The sequence below is a fragment of the Paenibacillus sp. USHLN196 genome, assembly GCF_037144955.1.
Taxonomy (GTDB): domain Bacteria; phylum Bacillota; class Bacilli; order Paenibacillales; family Paenibacillaceae; genus Paenibacillus; species Paenibacillus xylanexedens_C.
This window is the reverse complement of the sequence record NZ_JBBCYH010000002.1, coordinates 528,968-544,898: the sequence shown is the minus strand read 5'-3', so window position 1 is coordinate 544,898 and position 15,931 is coordinate 528,968. Positions and strand designations below refer to the sequence as shown.

Below are 15,931 nucleotides of genomic sequence, written 5' to 3'. Positions count from 1 at the left end.
CTAATTGAAAGGCAGTTTTTATAAGAGAGGAAATACATGGAGTTACATGCTGGATGTCGGAACCGATCCGATCACTGGAAAAAGGAAACAAAAGAGTAAGGGTGGATTTAAGACAAAAAAAGAAGCACAAGCATTTGCTGCAACAATACTATCTGAAATGAACTCTGGTACGTATTTAGAAGAAAAAAAGATGACATTTGAAGAATTATCAGACTTATGGTTTGAATCATATGGAAAACTAGGGAATCCAAAGAAATTAGGAACTATTAGGATTAGGGATTCAGAGCGAAAAAGATTCTTACAATTCTTTAAAAAAATAATAGTTTCAGAAATAAGCCATGATCAATATCAACAAGCCTTGATCACTCTAAAAAAAGGGCACATGGATGATAATGGAAAAACAATAATTAAAGGTTTAGCCGATAACTCAGTTTCCGGAACTCATGCAACTGGAGTAATGATATTTGAATATGGAGTTAAAATAGGCGCTATTAAAAATAATCCAGCTAAAGGCGCTTTTATTCCCAAGGAAACTAAGACCGTAAAAGACCTGGAAGAAAACAATGAGTTGCCGAAATATTTAGAAAAAGACGAACTTTCACGTTTCCTTGAAACAGCTAAGAATCACGGACTCGAATTTGATTACGAGATATTCAACACTCTGGCATATACAGGATTGAGAGTCGGAGAATTATGCTCACTAAAAGAGAATGATCTGAATTTTGAAGAGGATAAAATTAGAATAACCAAAACTGTTTATAACCCAACAAATAGATATAATCTGTATTCAGTACACACACCAAAAACAAAAGCATCTATACGGGAGATCGATGTTGATCCCGAAGTCATGCTTAACTTAAAAGACCTGCTGTTACAGCATGGATTCGAAAAAAAGAGAAAGCAAAATAAATATCATGATGAAGGTTTTGTTTTTGCCCGTACCGGTGAATACGCTGGATATCCTCTGGTGATAAAGATTGTGAACAACAGAATGAAGAGACTCTTAAAATTGGCTAAACTCAATCCAGATTTATCTCCTCACTCGCTTCGTCACACACACGTTTCTCTTTTGGCAGAAGCGGGTGCTTCGTTAGAACAAATTATGCAACGTTTAGGGCATTCGAATGATGAAATAACAAGAAGGATATACCTTCACATAACTAAGCCCAAAAGAAAAGAGGCCGCTCAAAAGTTCAGTGAACTAATGAAGGCCTCTAAAAAACCGGATGATTGTTAACAAATCGTTAACAAGATAATAATTTTGGTGTCTAAACCCCTGGTGCAACAGGGGTTTTTGACTTTTATTACATCATGCCGCCCATTCCACCCATACCGCCCATGTCAGGCATTCCGCCACCAGCACCTGCTGGTTCTGGTTTGTCAGCGATAACTGCTTCAGTAGTCAGGAACATTGCCGCTACAGAAGCAGCGTTTTGCAATGCATAACGTGTTACTTTCGCAGGGTCAACGATACCTGCTTCGATCATGTTAACCCACTCACCAGTTGCAGCGTTGAAGCCGATTCCTGTTTGCTCTTTTTTCAGACGTTCCACGATTACGGAACCTTCTTCGCCAGCGTTAGCTGCGATTGTGCGGATTGGTGCTTCCAGAGCGCGCAGGACGATGTTTACGCCTGTTTGCTCGTCACCGGACAGACTTACAGCTGCCACCGCGTTATATACGTTCATAAGCGCTGTACCACCACCGGATACGATACCTTCTTCAACCGCAGCGCGAGTTGCGTTCAGGGCATCTTCGATGCGAAGTTTGCGTTCTTTCAATTCTGTTTCAGTAGCCGCACCAACTTTGATTACTGCTACGCCACCGGACAATTTAGCCAGACGCTCTTGCAGTTTCTCTTTGTCGAACTCGGAAGTTGTTTCTTCCAGTTGTGTACGGATTTGGCTAACACGTGCATCGATATCGGATTTGTTACCAGCACCGTCAACGATGATTGTGTTTTCTTTCGTTACACGGATTTGGCGAGCTGTACCCAGTTGTTCCACAACAGCGGATTTCAGGTCCAGACCCAGTTCTTCCGTGATCAATTGGCCACCAGTGAGGGCAGCGATATCTTGCAGCATTGCTTTACGACGGTCACCGAATCCTGGAGCTTTAACAGCTACAGCATTGAATGTACCACGCAATTTGTTCACAACCAGCATAGCCAGTGCTTCGCCTTCGATATCTTCAGCGATCAGTACAAGCGGTTTGCCTTGTTGAACGATTTTCTCAAGCAATGGCAGGATGTCCTGTGTGCTGGAGATTTTTTTGTCTGTGATCAAGATATACGGATTGTCCAAAACAGCTTCCATTTTGTCCGTATCTGTAATCATGTAAGGAGAGATGTATCCACGGTCGAATTGCATACCTTCAACCACTTCAAGCTCTGTAGCGAATCCTTTGGATTCTTCTACTGTGATTACGCCATCTTTACCTACTTTTTCCATAGCTTCAGCGATCAGTTCGCCTACTTCTTCGTCAGCTGCAGAGATTGCTGCAACTTGTGCGATGGATTGTTTGGAATCAATTGGTTTGGAGATGGATTGCAATTCAGCAACCGCAGCTTTAACCGCTTTGTCGATCCCTTTGCGGATACCAATAGGGCTAGCGCCTGCAGTAACGTTTTTCAGACCTTCTGTGATCAGCGCTTGCGCCAATACAGTTGCTGTTGTAGTACCGTCACCGGCAACATCGTTGGTTTTGGTTGCTACTTCTTTAACCAGTTGAGCACCCATGTTCTCGAATGCATCTTCCAGTTCGATTTCTTTAGCAATGGTTACACCATCATTGGTGATAAGCGGGCTTCCGAATTTTTTCTCCAGAACCACGTTACGACCTTTAGGACCAAGTGTTACTTTTACTGCATTAGCCAATGCGTCCACACCACGAAGCATGGAGCGACGAGCGTCTTCACTGAATTTAATGTCTTTAGCCATGTTAAGAAAACCTCCCTAGTTTTTGTTGGAAAATGGTACTGCTATATGGTTCGGTTAACCGATTAAATTTGAATTAGTCGAGAATCGCGTGAATATCGCTTTCTTTCATAATCAAATATTCTTTACCTTCGAATTTGATTTCAGTACCGGCATATTTGGAGAAAATAACGCGATCTCCTTCTTTCACTTCCAGAGCCACACGTACGCCGTCTTTCAATACTCCTGCACCAACTGCAATGATTCTACCCTCTTGCGGTTTTTCTTTGGCGGAGTCCGGGAGTACGATCCCGAAAGAAGTTGTTTGCTCTTGCTCCAGTGGTTCTACCAATACGCGTTCACCTAAAGGTCTGATCATGAAAAATAGCCTCCTTTTGAAATTATATAACGTTGCTTTGTAGGTTGTAGCCATATGTATTAGCACTCGACAGTGTTCAGTGCTAACAACCAACTTTATGATACTCAACTTGAAGCATGATTTCAAGTCCTTTTGACGAATTCTTGCGAGAATTTACGTTGAATTTACATCATCACAACCAAATAACACCCGGTATGCCTGGATAAATGTTGCAACTCGCTACTCTTATTCTACGAAATTCTTCAGCCCTTCTGCAACGCTTAGCAGACAGCCCCTTTCCCATTGTATCCATTGTTGAACATAATATGCCTGCTTGTCCTTGCTTACAGGGAACAATCTACAACAATAGCCCGGATAAGAACAGACCGTCTTTTCCGGGCACATTACAGATCATCCTCATCCACACACATACCAGTCATACAACAGCATTGAATGAGATATCCTCTGTTCCATTTTCATATCAACTTATGTTCTAGCCCACATGCTTCTTATCCTCGGCACGAACGTAGCGGGATTCAATCTCTTCATCGGCCGCAAGCTGCTTGCGGTATACGATTGCGGATAGAAGCACACTGATCTCATATAACAGGAGCAAGGGAATCATCACCAGAAGATCGGATATGAAGTCTGGAGGTGTGATAACCACTGCAATGAAGATTAGAACAAAATAAGAGACTTTGCGCATTTTGCGAAGACGAATTGGATTCAGAATCCGCAGTCCTGTCAGAAACATAATAAGTAATGGAAGTTCAAATAACAGGGACACAGGCAATACAATACCAAACAGGAAGCTGAAATACTGCTTCATCCCGTAGGTCTCCACAAGTCCCATCTTCTCCGTAATCGCTGTCGTGAAGGCAAGTGCCATTGGAAAAATAACATAATACGAGAAAGCCATACCTGTCAGAAATAAGAGAAACACATAGGGCACATACTTCAGCGTCGCTTTTCGTTCGCGCGGCTTTAGCCCTGGACTAACAAACTTCCAGATCTGATACACCGTAAACGGCAGCGTAATGATAAGTGAAAACAAACCAGCAATCTTCATGTAAATGCCAATCCCGTCCCAGAACGAGAAGGCATGCAATACAAAACCTTTTGCCGACTCTGCCTTGGTCAGATATTGGTATACCGGGTCCGCCACAAAAAATCCTGCAATCAGCCCCAGCACAAAAATGCTTAATACATAAATCAGCCGCTTCCGCAGCTCGCTCAGATGTTCCGTAATCGACATTTCTTCCATTTGCTGCGTCATGCCTGCCCCCCATTATTGCCAGCTTAAAATACAAAACCCTTCCGGCAGGAAGGGATTTCTCTTTCATTGCCGTCAAGATTATTCCGGCAGGCGTTTATCAGCGGGCTTGTCTGCAGGTGTGCTCTCAGCTGCCAGCGGTTTTGCCTTCTCCTGCTCTTTGCGATTGGACGAGTCATCATCAGAGATAATATCGCGAGCGCCCTCTTTGAATTCACGGAAGGTACGCCCAACTGCACGTCCCAGTTCCGGAAGTTTGTTGGGTCCAAACAACAACAATGCAATCACGGCCAGCAAAATAAAACCCGTTGGTCCAATGGAACTAAACATTGATATTCCTCCTCGTCTCAAGCTTCAAAGATGCGCATATTCGGCTATATGTTCATAGATGTCTCTGCTGCGTTCTTAATTTAAGCCCATCATACCACAGATGTAACCACTTACATAACCCACAATATACACATATAAGAGATATCACCTAAACAACCCACAATGGTTTGTATCTAATCGGATATCTTGCTCGAAAGTCCGTACCCGCTTATTGCTTGAACTGACCCGTCACCATCAGCAACGCTTCTGGAAGCTGATCCATAATGGCAGCCAGATGTTCATGTACACCCTTCGGTGTACCCGGCAGATTGACGATCAATGTCCGTCCACGAATACCGCATACACCACGGAACAGCATTGCAGAACGGTTTTTGCTCATTACACTATATCGCATGGCCTCTGCCATCCCGGGAACTTCCCGTTCAATCACGCGCCGGGTTGCCTCGGGGGTAATATCACGAATAGCCAACTCAGTACCACCTGTAGTCAACACCAGATCGGCGTGAAAATAATCCGTCATCTCAATCAAAGCTGCAATAATCTCATCGGGTTCATCCGGAACGATGCGGTACTCCACGATTTGACCACCCAGCTCTTCTTCCACCAGTTCCCGAATGACTTGTGCACTGGTATCCTCACGTTCCCCGCGGGCTCCTTTGTCGCTGGCTGTCAGGATTGCTGTTCTCCACACCATAAAGATCACCCTTCTCCTCTATGAAAATAAATATTGCTTATCGGCTGTAATCGCCGTTTTTGCCACCACTTTTGGAATTCAGCATGGTTGGACCGATAATCATATCTTTTTGCATCGCCTTGCACATGTCATAGACCGTCAGTGCCGCAGCCGAAGCCGCCGTGAGTGCCTCCATCTCGACACCCGTTTTGCCTTCGGTTTTGACAGTGACTTCAATGTGTAATTCATCCACTCCGTTATCATGAAAACGAATATCCACACCCGTCAATGCCAAAGGATGGCACATTGGAATCCAGTCCGATGTTTTCTTCGCGCCTTGAATTCCGGCAATCTGAGCCACAGCCAGAACGTCACCTTTGCCGATCCGGCCCTCCCGAATCGCTTCCAGCGTCTCCGGGTTCATCGTCACTTTCGTCACAGCCACAGCCGTACGCACAGTAATTTCCTTACCCGAGATATCTACCATTCGGGCCCGCCCCTGTTCATTAAAGTGGGTCAGTTTGCCACCGGAAGGCTGGCCGTTGTTCGCTTCTGAACTCAATCACATCACAACCCTTTATTCGATATGTAATATACCTTCGGTTGTTATCAACAGATCAATCCGCAGATCGAGCAGGTCCATCGGAATCTCATCCTGTAGCTGACCCGGTAATACCATCGCAGCCATCAACGGTTTCCTTTCCGTCATCGCACATTGTGCTGCAAGCGTCTCGGCAAAACGATCATAATAACCGCCACCATAGCCAATGCGTCCACCATGAATGTCATAACCAAGTCCCGGTACCAATACGAGATCGATATCCGGCCAATCTTCAGCTGACAGAACTTCACAGGAATCCTTGGGTTCCGGTATCCCCCATATGCCTGGCTCCAGATCCTGTTCCCCGGTTACTTGCCGCAGTTCCATTCGAGGTGGATTCGCCAAAACTTTCGGTGCTAACATCACATCTCCATGATTCCAGCCTTCTTGAAACAGAACAGCTGTGGATGCCTCGCTTCCATAGGACAAATAACTGAATATGACGAGTGGTCTGTTCACGTCCTTGCCTTTGGCCTGTCTAAGGCGCTCCAGCTCCCGCTTCATTCCAGCGTTAATCTTAGTCATCGCCTGCTGACGCATACTCGCATCCATCAGATCACGGCTCTGTCTCAGTCTGGATCGAAGCTGACTTTTCAGTTCCGCATGATCCTGCATATCCTTGAATAACCTCCTGTTGATAGGGAAGGTAGAAAAAAGCTCTCATTTAAAACAATTTATCTATTTATATGTTATGACCAGGTGTCATCTTGTTGAAATGGTTAAAATGATTCATTTTCTGCAAAATCCTCATGTAATAACATGCCTTCTTTCAGTTTATCATTGATTGATCAAAAAGACTACATGCCCCATGCGTTCCCAATCGGTGCAATTGCTCTGTATTTCATGTAAACTGGGATATAGTTGTCATATCAAGAACTGGACCTATGGAGGAACTTAATTTTATGCTGCTGCAAGTATCCGGAATTATCAAACGTTTTGGTGTCGATCCAATCCTGGACGGCGTGAACTTACAAATATTAGAACGCGAGCGCATCGGCCTCGTTGGTGTAAACGGTGCAGGGAAATCCACTTTGCTCAAAATTGTAGCCGGTGAAATGTCCTATGACGGAGGACAGATTTTCAAGTCCAAAGAAACCACGCTCGGTTACCTCGCTCAGAACAGCGGGCTGCAATCCGATCGCAGCATCTGGGAAGAAATGATGAACGTCTTCGCTCACCTGACACAGGCTGAAGCTGATTTGCGTCAGATGGAACGTGATATTGCCGACCCTGCCCAGATGGAAGACGAGAAAAAGTATGCGGACCTGCTGGAACGTTATGCGAAACGCTCCGACTGGTTCAAGGACCATGGCGGTTACGAGATGGAAACTCGTATTCGCAGCGTACTGCACGGGATGGGATTCGGTGAATTCTCGCCAGATACCCCCATCGCTACACTGAGTGGCGGGCAGAAGACACGGCTTGCGCTTGCTCGTATTTTGCTTCAGGCACCTGATCTGCTCATGCTGGACGAGCCTACCAACTATCTCGATATTGCCACTCTTACATGGCTTGAAGATTATCTAAGAGGGTATTCAGGCGCACTGCTCGTGGTATCTCATGACCGGTACTTCCTTGATCGGCTCGTAACGACCATCGTCGAGATCGAACGGCACCGCTCCAAAAAATATACCGGCAATTACAGCCGTTATATGGAACTCAAAGCTGCCGAGTACGAAACTCAGATGAAACAATATGAGAAACAGCAAGGCGAAATCTCTAAGATGGAAGATTTTGTTCAGAAAAACATCGTACGTGCGTCGACGACCAAACGGGCGCAAAGCCGTCGTAAAGCCCTCGACAAAATGGAGCGACTTGATAAACCGATGGGAGATTTGAAAAAAGCCCACTTTTCCTTCGAAACCGCCGTTATGTCCGGCAAAGAAGTGCTTCGTGTGGATCAGCTGTCTGTCGCTTATGACGAGGCTTCTCCATTGTTCCGCAATGTATCCTTCGATCTGCGGCGCGGGGAAACGGTTGCTCTGATTGGTCCAAACGGTATTGGTAAATCCACCATGCTGAAGTGCCTCACCGGAAGTTTACGTCCGGTAACCGGGGAGATCCAATGGGGAACAAAAGTGCAGATTGGCTATTATGATCAGGAACAGACTGGGCTCAATCCGTCCAATACGGTTCTCGAAGAACTGTGGAGTGCCTATCCCGGGATGGAAGAAGCACGCATTCGGACCGTACTGGGGAACTTTTTATTTAGCGGTGACGATGTGCTCAAGAAGATTTCCTCCCTCAGCGGCGGTGAGAAAGCACGTGTCTCTCTCTCCAAGCTGATGCTGAAGGAAGCCAACATGCTCATTCTGGATGAGCCTACGAACCATCTCGACCTGTTTGCCAAAGAAGTGCTGGAAGCGGCATTAATGGACTATGAAGGCACCCTGCTGTTCATCTCCCATGACCGGTACTTCCTCAACAAAATGGCTGAACGCATTGTCGAGCTTCATCCAGGCGGCACGGAACACTATCTCGGTAATTATGATGATTATGTGGAGAAAAAACAGGAACTTGAGGACATTGCACGTGAAGCTGCCGAAGCACGCCAGGCTTCGTCCAAGAATTCACCCAAATCGGATTCAAGTACAGCCACAACCGAAAAATCCGGAGCGGCTTCATTCGAAGCGGAAAAACAGGCGAAGCGTGAAGAGCGTAACCGACAACGCAAGCAGGAAGCTCTGGAACAACAGATTGCAGAGCTGGAAACGAAGATTACAGAACTTGAGGCACAGATGGCCCTGCCTGAAATCTATCAGGATTATATGAAGCTGCAAGAACTCCAGCAACAGTCGGAGGAACACAAGACACAACTCACCAAGGCATATGAAGAGTGGGAAGAACTAGCCATGGAGTAGTACGAATAGTACAGACTCAGACCATGGCTTGACGGTCCAGACAAGTATAGTTATACCACCAGCTGATTCCTTATTGGGATCAGCTTTTTTTGTTGAGATTGAATGGATACATTAAAGCTAGGTTCATTAGGAATGGACGCTCATCCAGGGTGCATCAGGTAACTCGTTTTGGAATTTGTCAAATTTACTCGAATGACGTAAAATATTTTTATAGGTTTCCCCTCCACATTTATCCACAGCAAAGCAAGATAGCAAGCACATTAATAAGCTTAATTATACAGCGGTAGAATAGCCTTTTACACACATAAACCATATTTATCCACCAAGTTATCCACGTTATCCACAACTTTGTGGATAGCAGGGTACCATTCTATCCCCTAAACCCTTTTCGTTTCGAAAACATTACTGGTTTGACTTTGCGGTAGTTACCCACAATTCACACTGGATATGTGGATAACTATAATCACACCTTGACAAACGCATTCGGCCCCTCCTCATTGTTCCTCCATAAAAAGACAAAAGCAGACCCTGTCGTCCAAGGCCTGCCCGTCATTTATTTACTATATGCCATGCATATTTACATCGAATCACGATTGCTGCTATTGCTGATGCAAATGCGATCTGGCAAAGATGTTTTACGCTTGTGCTTCTTTTTCATGATGTTCGGAAGACTCAGCCTTCAGCCCGGCAGCATTACAAGCCGCTACATAAGCAAGTCCGGCAGCCATGACGATATCATTATGTGTTGCCGTTCCACGGAACTCACGTCCTGCACGTTCCACAGTAACTACCGCCTCTGCGCTTGCACCCTCTCCGCCACTCAAGGCATGCATCTCCATATCGACAAATGCAATATCATCGGAAATGCTCTGACCAATGGCACGAATGGTCGCATCCACTGGGCCCCCGCCAACGGCAGAGTAAGACTGTTCTCCAGCACTTGTGCGAATGCGAACGGCGGCCATTCGATCCGTCATGCTGCCTGCCGTCACCTGCAATTCAACCAGCTCGTAATCCTGTGCAGGAATATTCATGGTCTGGCTAACCATCTGCAATAACTGGTCGTCACTGACCACTTTTTGCTGGTCTGCGGTTTCTTTGAACACCTCATACAATTGCTCCATCTGTTGCTCATCCGGCTCAAAACCGTATTTGCGAACCCGATCCTTCAGGGCATGACGACCAGAGTGTTTGCCCAGAATAATCATGCTGCGTGGAATCCCCAGCGCTTCCGGGTCCATAATCTCATAGGTGTTGCGATTCTTCAGCAGACCATCCTGATGGATGCCGGATTCATGCTGGAATGCATTACGCCCCACCACCGGCTTGTTGTAAGCAATCGGAAAATGCATTGCCCGACTGATCTGACGAGAGGTCTCATACAGTTGGTTCAGCTTAATGTTGGATGTCGCCCCAATCGCATCTCCCCGAGTCTCCAGCGCCATGATCAGTTCTTCCAGCGCACAGTTCCCTGTCCGCTCTCCGATACCATTAATGGTCACTTCAATCTGTGAAGCACCATTGGCAATGGCAGCCAGGCTATTCGCTACGGCCAGGCCCAGATCATTATGACAGTGGGCACTATAGCGAACCTGATCGCCGCCTCTTGCACCCTCACGTACACGGCGGAACATCTCTCCATATTCATGTGGCAGAGCATAACCCACGGTATCCGGCAGATTGATAATGCTGGCCCCTGCTTCAATCGCTACTTCGACCATCTCGATCAGATCATCCATCTTCGTCCGAGCCGCATCCATCGCGGTGAACTCTACAATGTCCGTGAACTGTCGTGCATAAGACACCATCTCACGGGCCGTAGCCACCACTTCACTGCGCGGACGACGCAGTTGATGCTCAATATGAATATCCGAAGAAGAGATAAACAGGTGAATTCGGCGCCGCGCTGCATCCGCTGTAGCTTGAACAGCTGCATCAATATCGCCTTTGACTGCACGTGCGAATCCACAGATCTCCACATTCTGCAACTGTCTCGAAATCGCCTGAACCGCCGCGAACTCACCTGGACTTGAGATCGGGAATCCAGGCTCAATGACGTCGATACCCAGAGAAGCCAGTTGGTGCGCCAGTTCGATCTTTTGCTCAGGTTGCAGACTTGCTCCCGGTGCCTGTTCTCCATCACGCAGCGTTGTATCAAAAATTTCAATCATGCGTTTGTTATTAGTCGTTGTCATATTCATCAACCTCCATCAAATTGTAAAATGTCATCCTGTTCCTCATCACAACAGAGCGTACGTCGACTTACACCCTGACCTTTTAAGCTCCATATGGTTCATTCCATTGCCCACCCTGCTGCCGGCAGCAAACACAAATAACCCGCCATCTCATATAAGAGACGGCGGGTTATTATCCCCTCCGCGGTACCACTCTCGCTTGATGGGCCAGGCTTGCGCCGGACTCCATCCACCTCGTCGTCTCCGAGATCCGCTGGATTGTGCTGCAAGCACAACACCACTGGAATTCGGAGAAACACCCTATAACGGAGGTTAACCGTTGCTATGTAATCACATGACGTTGTCCATTAGAACAACTGGACGAGCAATATCGTCCCCATGCTTCCACAACCCTGTTCCCGGGCGAGATTCGAATGATTCCAGCCACTGCGTCGCACCACCCCGCAGCTCTCTGAGCGCTTTATCGTTCTACTGCTCCCGTTCATCACATTTATGTTATGAACCTAACTTTCTTCAGCCTTTTAGATATCAAAAAAAGCCTGCCACCTCATGCAATAATGCAAGAGACGACAGGCTGTTCACCTTCGCGGTACCACTCTTGTTGACTTTCTTCCTGGTCATTCAAGAGACCCCTGAATGCTTTCGCATATCCGGATCACTTGAAGCAGCCTGAAAGCCCCCTCAGTTATTGTCGGTCAATCCTTGTAATAACAGTCCTACCGACAACGGCCCATTCACGGAGGCAACCCGTAACCATGTACTTTGGGCCATGATCGGCCTTCGGATTCTCCCGGGGAGTCACCGTGTTCCATCGTTCCGCTTCCAGGTGAGTTTCAGGTTTCCTTCGACTGCGTTGCACCACACCGCAGCTCTCTAAGACCGGGAATGACCTTACTGTTCCTGTTCATTGCGTTTATCAGTTCAGGAATCTGAATTCCTGTTTAAATTTGTAACTAATATACATTCTTCACATCCAAGCTGTCAACTCTTAATCTCAAACTGCCTGTTTATATGGACTTAACGGACCATTCCTCCAGAGAAAGTCCCGGATCTGCTTTGGCATCAAATTCCGAGATTTCTCCTCGCTGCCATTTCAGATAAGCAGCAGCTCCAATCATGGCCGCATTATCCGTACAATATTCCATTGGCGGGATTAACAGTTCAAGCCCTTCCTTCGTGCATCGCTCCTGTAATGCCGAGCGCAATCCCCGATTAGCTGCTACACCACCGCATAATAACAGTTGACGTGAACCATACTCACGAACTGCTCTCACGGCTTTTTCCACCAACACTTCAACGACAGCTTCCTGAAAACCACGTGCAACCGCAGATGGCTCCAATGTTTCGCCGCGCATTTTAGCCTGATTGAGCGCATTCAGTACAGCAGACTTCAGACCGCTGAGACTAAAATCGTACGAACCCGCTTCCAGCCATACCCGTGGTAATGGCACCACATTCTCCGCTTCCGACGCCATCCGGTCCACATGCGGACCTCCCGGATATGGACAGCCCAATGCACGCGCTACTTTGTCATACGCTTCACCTACAGCATCATCTCTTGTACGGCCAATCAGTTTGAACTTACCCTCGGATTCCATATGCACGAGTTCCGTATGTCCACCTGACACGACCAGTGCCATAGCCGGATATTTCAATTCATGGGTAAGTCGGTTGGCATAGATATGCCCGGCAATATGATGTGTACCAATGAGAGGTTTCCCCAGGGCCATCGCCATCGTTTTGGCCGCAACGATACCCACCAGCAGTGCTCCAACCAGCCCAGGCCCCTGTGTTACGGCAATTGCACTTAGATCACGTGGACGAATGCCAGACTGCTCAATAGCCTGTTCCAGCATCAGTGTAATGACTTCAACATGCTTGCGTGAAGCCACTTCAGGTACAACGCCGCCGAATGCCTTATGGGTCTCGATCTGACTTGAGATCAGATTGGACAGCACTTCTCGTCCATCCTTAACTACAGCTACCGATGTTTCATCACAGCTTGTCTCCACCGCCAAAATATAGGATGGTGCAGAATTTATTTTTTCATTGAGTTCGTTCATGAATCCAGTACGCTTCCTTCCTCTTCGCCGCTCCGGCCTGCAGGTGGCAAGTTCGCCCACATAATCATCGCATCTTCCCCATTATCGGAGTAATACCCTTTACGAAGACCCGCCGATTCAAACCCTTTTTTCTGATACAAACGCTGGGCAATGATGTTCGAGACTCTGACCTCCAGCGTCATTCGTTCCATGCCGAGATAAGCTGCTGTACTCATAATTTCGTCCAGTAACTTTTCACCAAGCTTGCGTCCACGATACGCTCCCCTGACTGCAATATTGGTAATATGGGCTTCATCCATAATCGTCCACATTCCGGCATAACCAATGGCCTTGCCTTCCAATTCCATCACCATATATTTAGCAAAATGATTATGTGTCAACTCATTTTGAAATGCTTCTTCCGTCCAGGGCAGGGTGAAGGCTTCATGTTCAATCTCCATCACATCGGGAATATCCGCGAGTGTCATGAACCTGAACTGAAGCGCTGCTTCCTGCTTGTTATTCGCCACGTTGTCCATCTGCTTCCCCTCCCCCTTCAGTCTTTGCGCAGCAGATTGGCTTCCGCTTCAGACAGCTGGGTGTAGTTCGGCACCAGCGCATGCACGTCATCACGCTGACCTGCAAGCAGCGCGGCGGCGCCAAGGCGCCCAACCCAGCGGCCTTCCAGCTCATAAGGTACAAGCTGGAGCGCCGTTCCTGCGGGGCAGCGAAGCTCTGCCACTGCCGCAGCATGCGGGCCCGTCTCGCCGACGATCCAGACGGCTGCGGGCCGCTCTTCCGGCGCCGCCTCCGCTATGCGGGCGGCGAGGGCTTCCAGCCATCCGTCCATCTTGCGGATGGCATCAGGCGCCAGACGCCGGGGCGCATCGCTCCCGGCGGAGGCAAACAGCGCGGTATATGCTTGACCGCGCCGTGCATCCACGAGCGGAACGATCCAGTGGACAGGGGCAGCACAGGTGCTGCCCTGGTCCGCGGATGGCGTTCCGCCAGCTCCTGCTGCGGCATCCTCTGCCGCAGCTTCCGCCTTGGCGGCGAGGCCGCTGTGCCAGCCGCCCCAGGCGATGGCCTGAAGGCTGGACACCCCGGCTACGGGGATGTCCCACGCCCAGGCAAGCGTCTTCGCCGCGGTCACCGCAATGCGGATGCCCGTGTACGAGCCTGGGCCGATGCCGACAGCAATGCCGTCCAGCTGCCCTGGCTGTGTGCTGCTGGCGGCCAGCAGCTGCTCCATCACCGGTACAACGTGTACCGAATGGTTACGCTCGGCCCGTTCATTGCGTTCTTCCAGAAGCGCATGATCCTCCATCATCGAAGCTGCCATCACTGCGGTGGACGTATCCAACGCCAAAAACCGCTGACGCGGCTCTTTTTGTAAATCTTCCATCATCATTTGACTCCATTCTGTCTGAACTGTCGGCACATGGCTGCATAAGTCTCGCCGTACCCATCCAGTGTAATCGTTCGATCCTCTAGGCCCGTTGTTTCAATCTGCACATGCAAGTGCTCTTGCGGCAGCAATTCGGGAATGATACTCGACCATTCCACGAGACTCACTCCAGCTCCATAGAAATATTCATCAAGTCCAAGCTCATCCGCTTCTTCCAGCGAAATGCGATATACATCCATGTGATACAAGGGCAGACGCCCTTCATATTCCTTAATTAACGTAAATGTGGGACTGCTCACCACATCACGTACACCCAAATGCCAGGCAAATTTCTGTGAAAATGCCGTTTTTCCCGCGCCCAGATCACCATCCAGAGCAATCACCATACCGGCGTTTGCCAGTCTGGCGAGTGCGGACGCGAGCAATTCTGTATCTGCAATGCCATGGGATTGATACACCCACTGCTCGTGCGTCTGATTCAATATACGCCCCACCTTTGGCGGTCCAGCCGCCTGAGATCACTTTGAACCTTATTATATCGGTCCCTTTCTTCCCCCGCAACATCGAAGGAACCAAGCGGATGACAAACGTTCATTAACGGGTACAACAAAAAAACCGGCACCTCTCGGTACCGGCCAGGTGATGCGTTTCTTTTGGTTAACATTGATTCAACGATTTCTCCATGACTGCACGCTACCTGTCACTACTCCTCCAAACGATCGACACGTACCGTATGGGTATTTCCCGGGTTACTGCCCACCTGAACGGTTGCCATGCCATTCGCTTCATCCACACTCTCGATCCAGACCGGATCGCCTTCCAGCGTAACAGCAATGGTATCCTTCGAATCATAGATCGCCTTGGCGCGCTTTGCATCCATCATTTTATTCATACTCCCCTTCCGGATCTTCGTGGTCTTCCCTAATCATGGTGTCTGTTGTGCTATCACCAATATAACCGTTATCTTCCGTAACTTGTCCCCCGCCTAACCCTTCATTCACCATCCGGTCAATGTCGAGCATGAACGACTCCCGGTCAAGAGGTAATTCTTCCGAAGTGACCGCTTCCCAATTCACAGCTGTAGCAGGTGTATAGAATTCTTCAGCGCTTTCGGCTTCGGCAAGAGGATATGGAGAAAATGCATGCTTGTGAGCTTCTTCCTCATCCCGTCTGTTCTTCATATTGCACCTCCCGGCATATGTGCTGTGAGAATGACTACCTATCCCATGCCCATCTTCCTGTCGGAATTCAAGCATGTTTCTGTTATCATCCCCG

16 protein-coding genes and 1 other annotated feature are annotated in these 15,931 nt (G+C 48.1%); of the genes, 2 read left to right on the top strand and 14 right to left on the bottom strand.

The genetic code is table 11. The annotated features are described in order from the left end of the window. The first annotated feature begins 4 nt into the window (after nt 1–4). Nucleotides 5–1,237 (top strand): site-specific integrase, encoded by a 1,233-nt coding sequence (locus tag WFI24_RS05665; protein WP_079350906.1) that lies wholly within the window; start codon nt 5–7, stop codon nt 1,235–1,237. A gap of 67 nt (nt 1,238–1,304) precedes the next feature. Here the strand turns inward: WFI24_RS05665 and groL are convergent, their stop codons facing one another. From groL to WFI24_RS05630, 7 genes are all read right to left on the bottom strand, one after another. After that, on the bottom strand, nt 1,305–2,939 hold the full coding sequence (groL, locus tag WFI24_RS05660) for a chaperonin GroEL (RefSeq protein ID WP_145320515.1): 1,635 nt from the start codon (nt 2,937–2,939) through the stop codon (nt 1,305–1,307). 73 nt (nt 2,940–3,012) lie between these two features. After that, on the bottom strand, nt 3,013–3,294 hold the full coding sequence (gene groES, locus WFI24_RS05655; RefSeq protein ID WP_017690077.1) for a co-chaperone GroES: 282 nt from the start codon (nt 3,292–3,294) through the stop codon (nt 3,013–3,015). A gap of 472 nt (nt 3,295–3,766) precedes the next feature. Next, nucleotides 3,767–4,549 carry a twin-arginine translocase subunit TatC gene (gene tatC / locus WFI24_RS05650; RefSeq protein ID WP_336759397.1) on the bottom strand — a complete coding sequence of 261 codons (783 nt, stop codon included), beginning with the start codon at nt 4,547–4,549 and terminating at the stop codon, nt 3,767–3,769. Nucleotides 4,550–4,627: 78 nt separating this feature from the next. Continuing rightward, nucleotides 4,628–4,876, bottom strand: coding sequence for a twin-arginine translocase TatA/TatE family subunit (gene tatA / locus WFI24_RS05645; RefSeq protein WP_336759396.1), 249 nt, complete (start codon nt 4,874–4,876; stop codon nt 4,628–4,630). Between the two features lie 208 nt (nt 4,877–5,084). Further along, complete coding sequence (locus WFI24_RS05640) at nt 5,085–5,570, bottom strand: MogA/MoaB family molybdenum cofactor biosynthesis protein (protein ID WP_017690080.1); 486 nt, start codon at nt 5,568–5,570, stop codon at nt 5,085–5,087. A gap of 37 nt (nt 5,571–5,607) precedes the next feature. Next, nucleotides 5,608–6,111 (bottom strand): cyclic pyranopterin monophosphate synthase MoaC, encoded by a 504-nt coding sequence (moaC, locus tag WFI24_RS05635; protein WP_336759390.1) that lies wholly within the window; start codon nt 6,109–6,111, stop codon nt 5,608–5,610. Nucleotides 6,112–6,126: 15 nt separating this feature from the next. Then, nucleotides 6,127–6,765 (bottom strand): 5-formyltetrahydrofolate cyclo-ligase, encoded by a 639-nt coding sequence (locus WFI24_RS05630; protein WP_336759388.1) that lies wholly within the window; start codon nt 6,763–6,765, stop codon nt 6,127–6,129. 287 nt (nt 6,766–7,052) lie between these two features. Between WFI24_RS05630 and WFI24_RS05625 the strand changes: the two genes are divergently transcribed. Next, on the top strand, nt 7,053–9,011 hold the full coding sequence (locus WFI24_RS05625) for an ABC-F family ATP-binding cassette domain-containing protein (RefSeq protein WP_336759386.1): 1,959 nt from the start codon (nt 7,053–7,055) through the stop codon (nt 9,009–9,011). Between the two features lie 635 nt (nt 9,012–9,646). Here the strand turns inward: WFI24_RS05625 and WFI24_RS05620 are convergent. From WFI24_RS05620 to WFI24_RS05590, 7 genes are all read right to left on the bottom strand, one after another. After that, on the bottom strand, nt 9,647–11,206 hold the full coding sequence (locus tag WFI24_RS05620; RefSeq protein ID WP_336759385.1) for a 2-isopropylmalate synthase: 1,560 nt from the start codon (nt 11,204–11,206) through the stop codon (nt 9,647–9,649). Between the two features lie 154 nt (nt 11,207–11,360). Beyond that, nucleotides 11,361–11,700 (bottom strand) — a binding site (T-box leader). 513 nt (nt 11,701–12,213) lie between these two features. Continuing rightward, the gene (gene tsaD, locus WFI24_RS05615; protein WP_336759384.1) at nt 12,214–13,269 is read right to left on the bottom strand and encodes a tRNA (adenosine(37)-N6)-threonylcarbamoyltransferase complex transferase subunit TsaD; all 1,056 of its coding nucleotides are present in this window, start codon (nt 13,267–13,269) and stop codon (nt 12,214–12,216) included. Continuing rightward, entirely contained in the window at nt 13,266–13,787 is a 522-nt protein-coding gene (rimI, locus tag WFI24_RS05610) for a ribosomal protein S18-alanine N-acetyltransferase (protein ID WP_145320528.1), read from the bottom strand. Before rimI ends, tsaD begins: the two co-directional genes overlap by 4 nt. A 17-nt stretch (nt 13,788–13,804) precedes the next feature. Continuing rightward, on the bottom strand, nt 13,805–14,653 hold the full coding sequence (gene tsaB / locus WFI24_RS05605) for a tRNA (adenosine(37)-N6)-threonylcarbamoyltransferase complex dimerization subunit type 1 TsaB (protein ID WP_336759639.1): 849 nt from the start codon (nt 14,651–14,653) through the stop codon (nt 13,805–13,807). Between the two features lie 2 nt (nt 14,654–14,655). Continuing rightward, on the bottom strand, nt 14,656–15,138 hold the full coding sequence (gene tsaE / locus WFI24_RS05600) for a tRNA (adenosine(37)-N6)-threonylcarbamoyltransferase complex ATPase subunit type 1 TsaE (RefSeq protein WP_336759383.1): 483 nt from the start codon (nt 15,136–15,138) through the stop codon (nt 14,656–14,658). Nucleotides 15,139–15,359: 221 nt separating this feature from the next. Then, the gene (locus WFI24_RS05595; protein ID WP_145321463.1) at nt 15,360–15,536 is read right to left on the bottom strand and encodes an H-type small acid-soluble spore protein; all 177 of its coding nucleotides are present in this window, start codon (nt 15,534–15,536) and stop codon (nt 15,360–15,362) included. Between the two features lie 4 nt (nt 15,537–15,540). Further along, nucleotides 15,541–15,837: a hypothetical protein gene (locus tag WFI24_RS05590; protein ID WP_186327780.1), complete on the bottom strand. Its 297-nt coding sequence runs from the start codon at nt 15,835–15,837 to the stop codon at nt 15,541–15,543. Nucleotides 15,838–15,931: the final 94 nt, after the last annotated feature.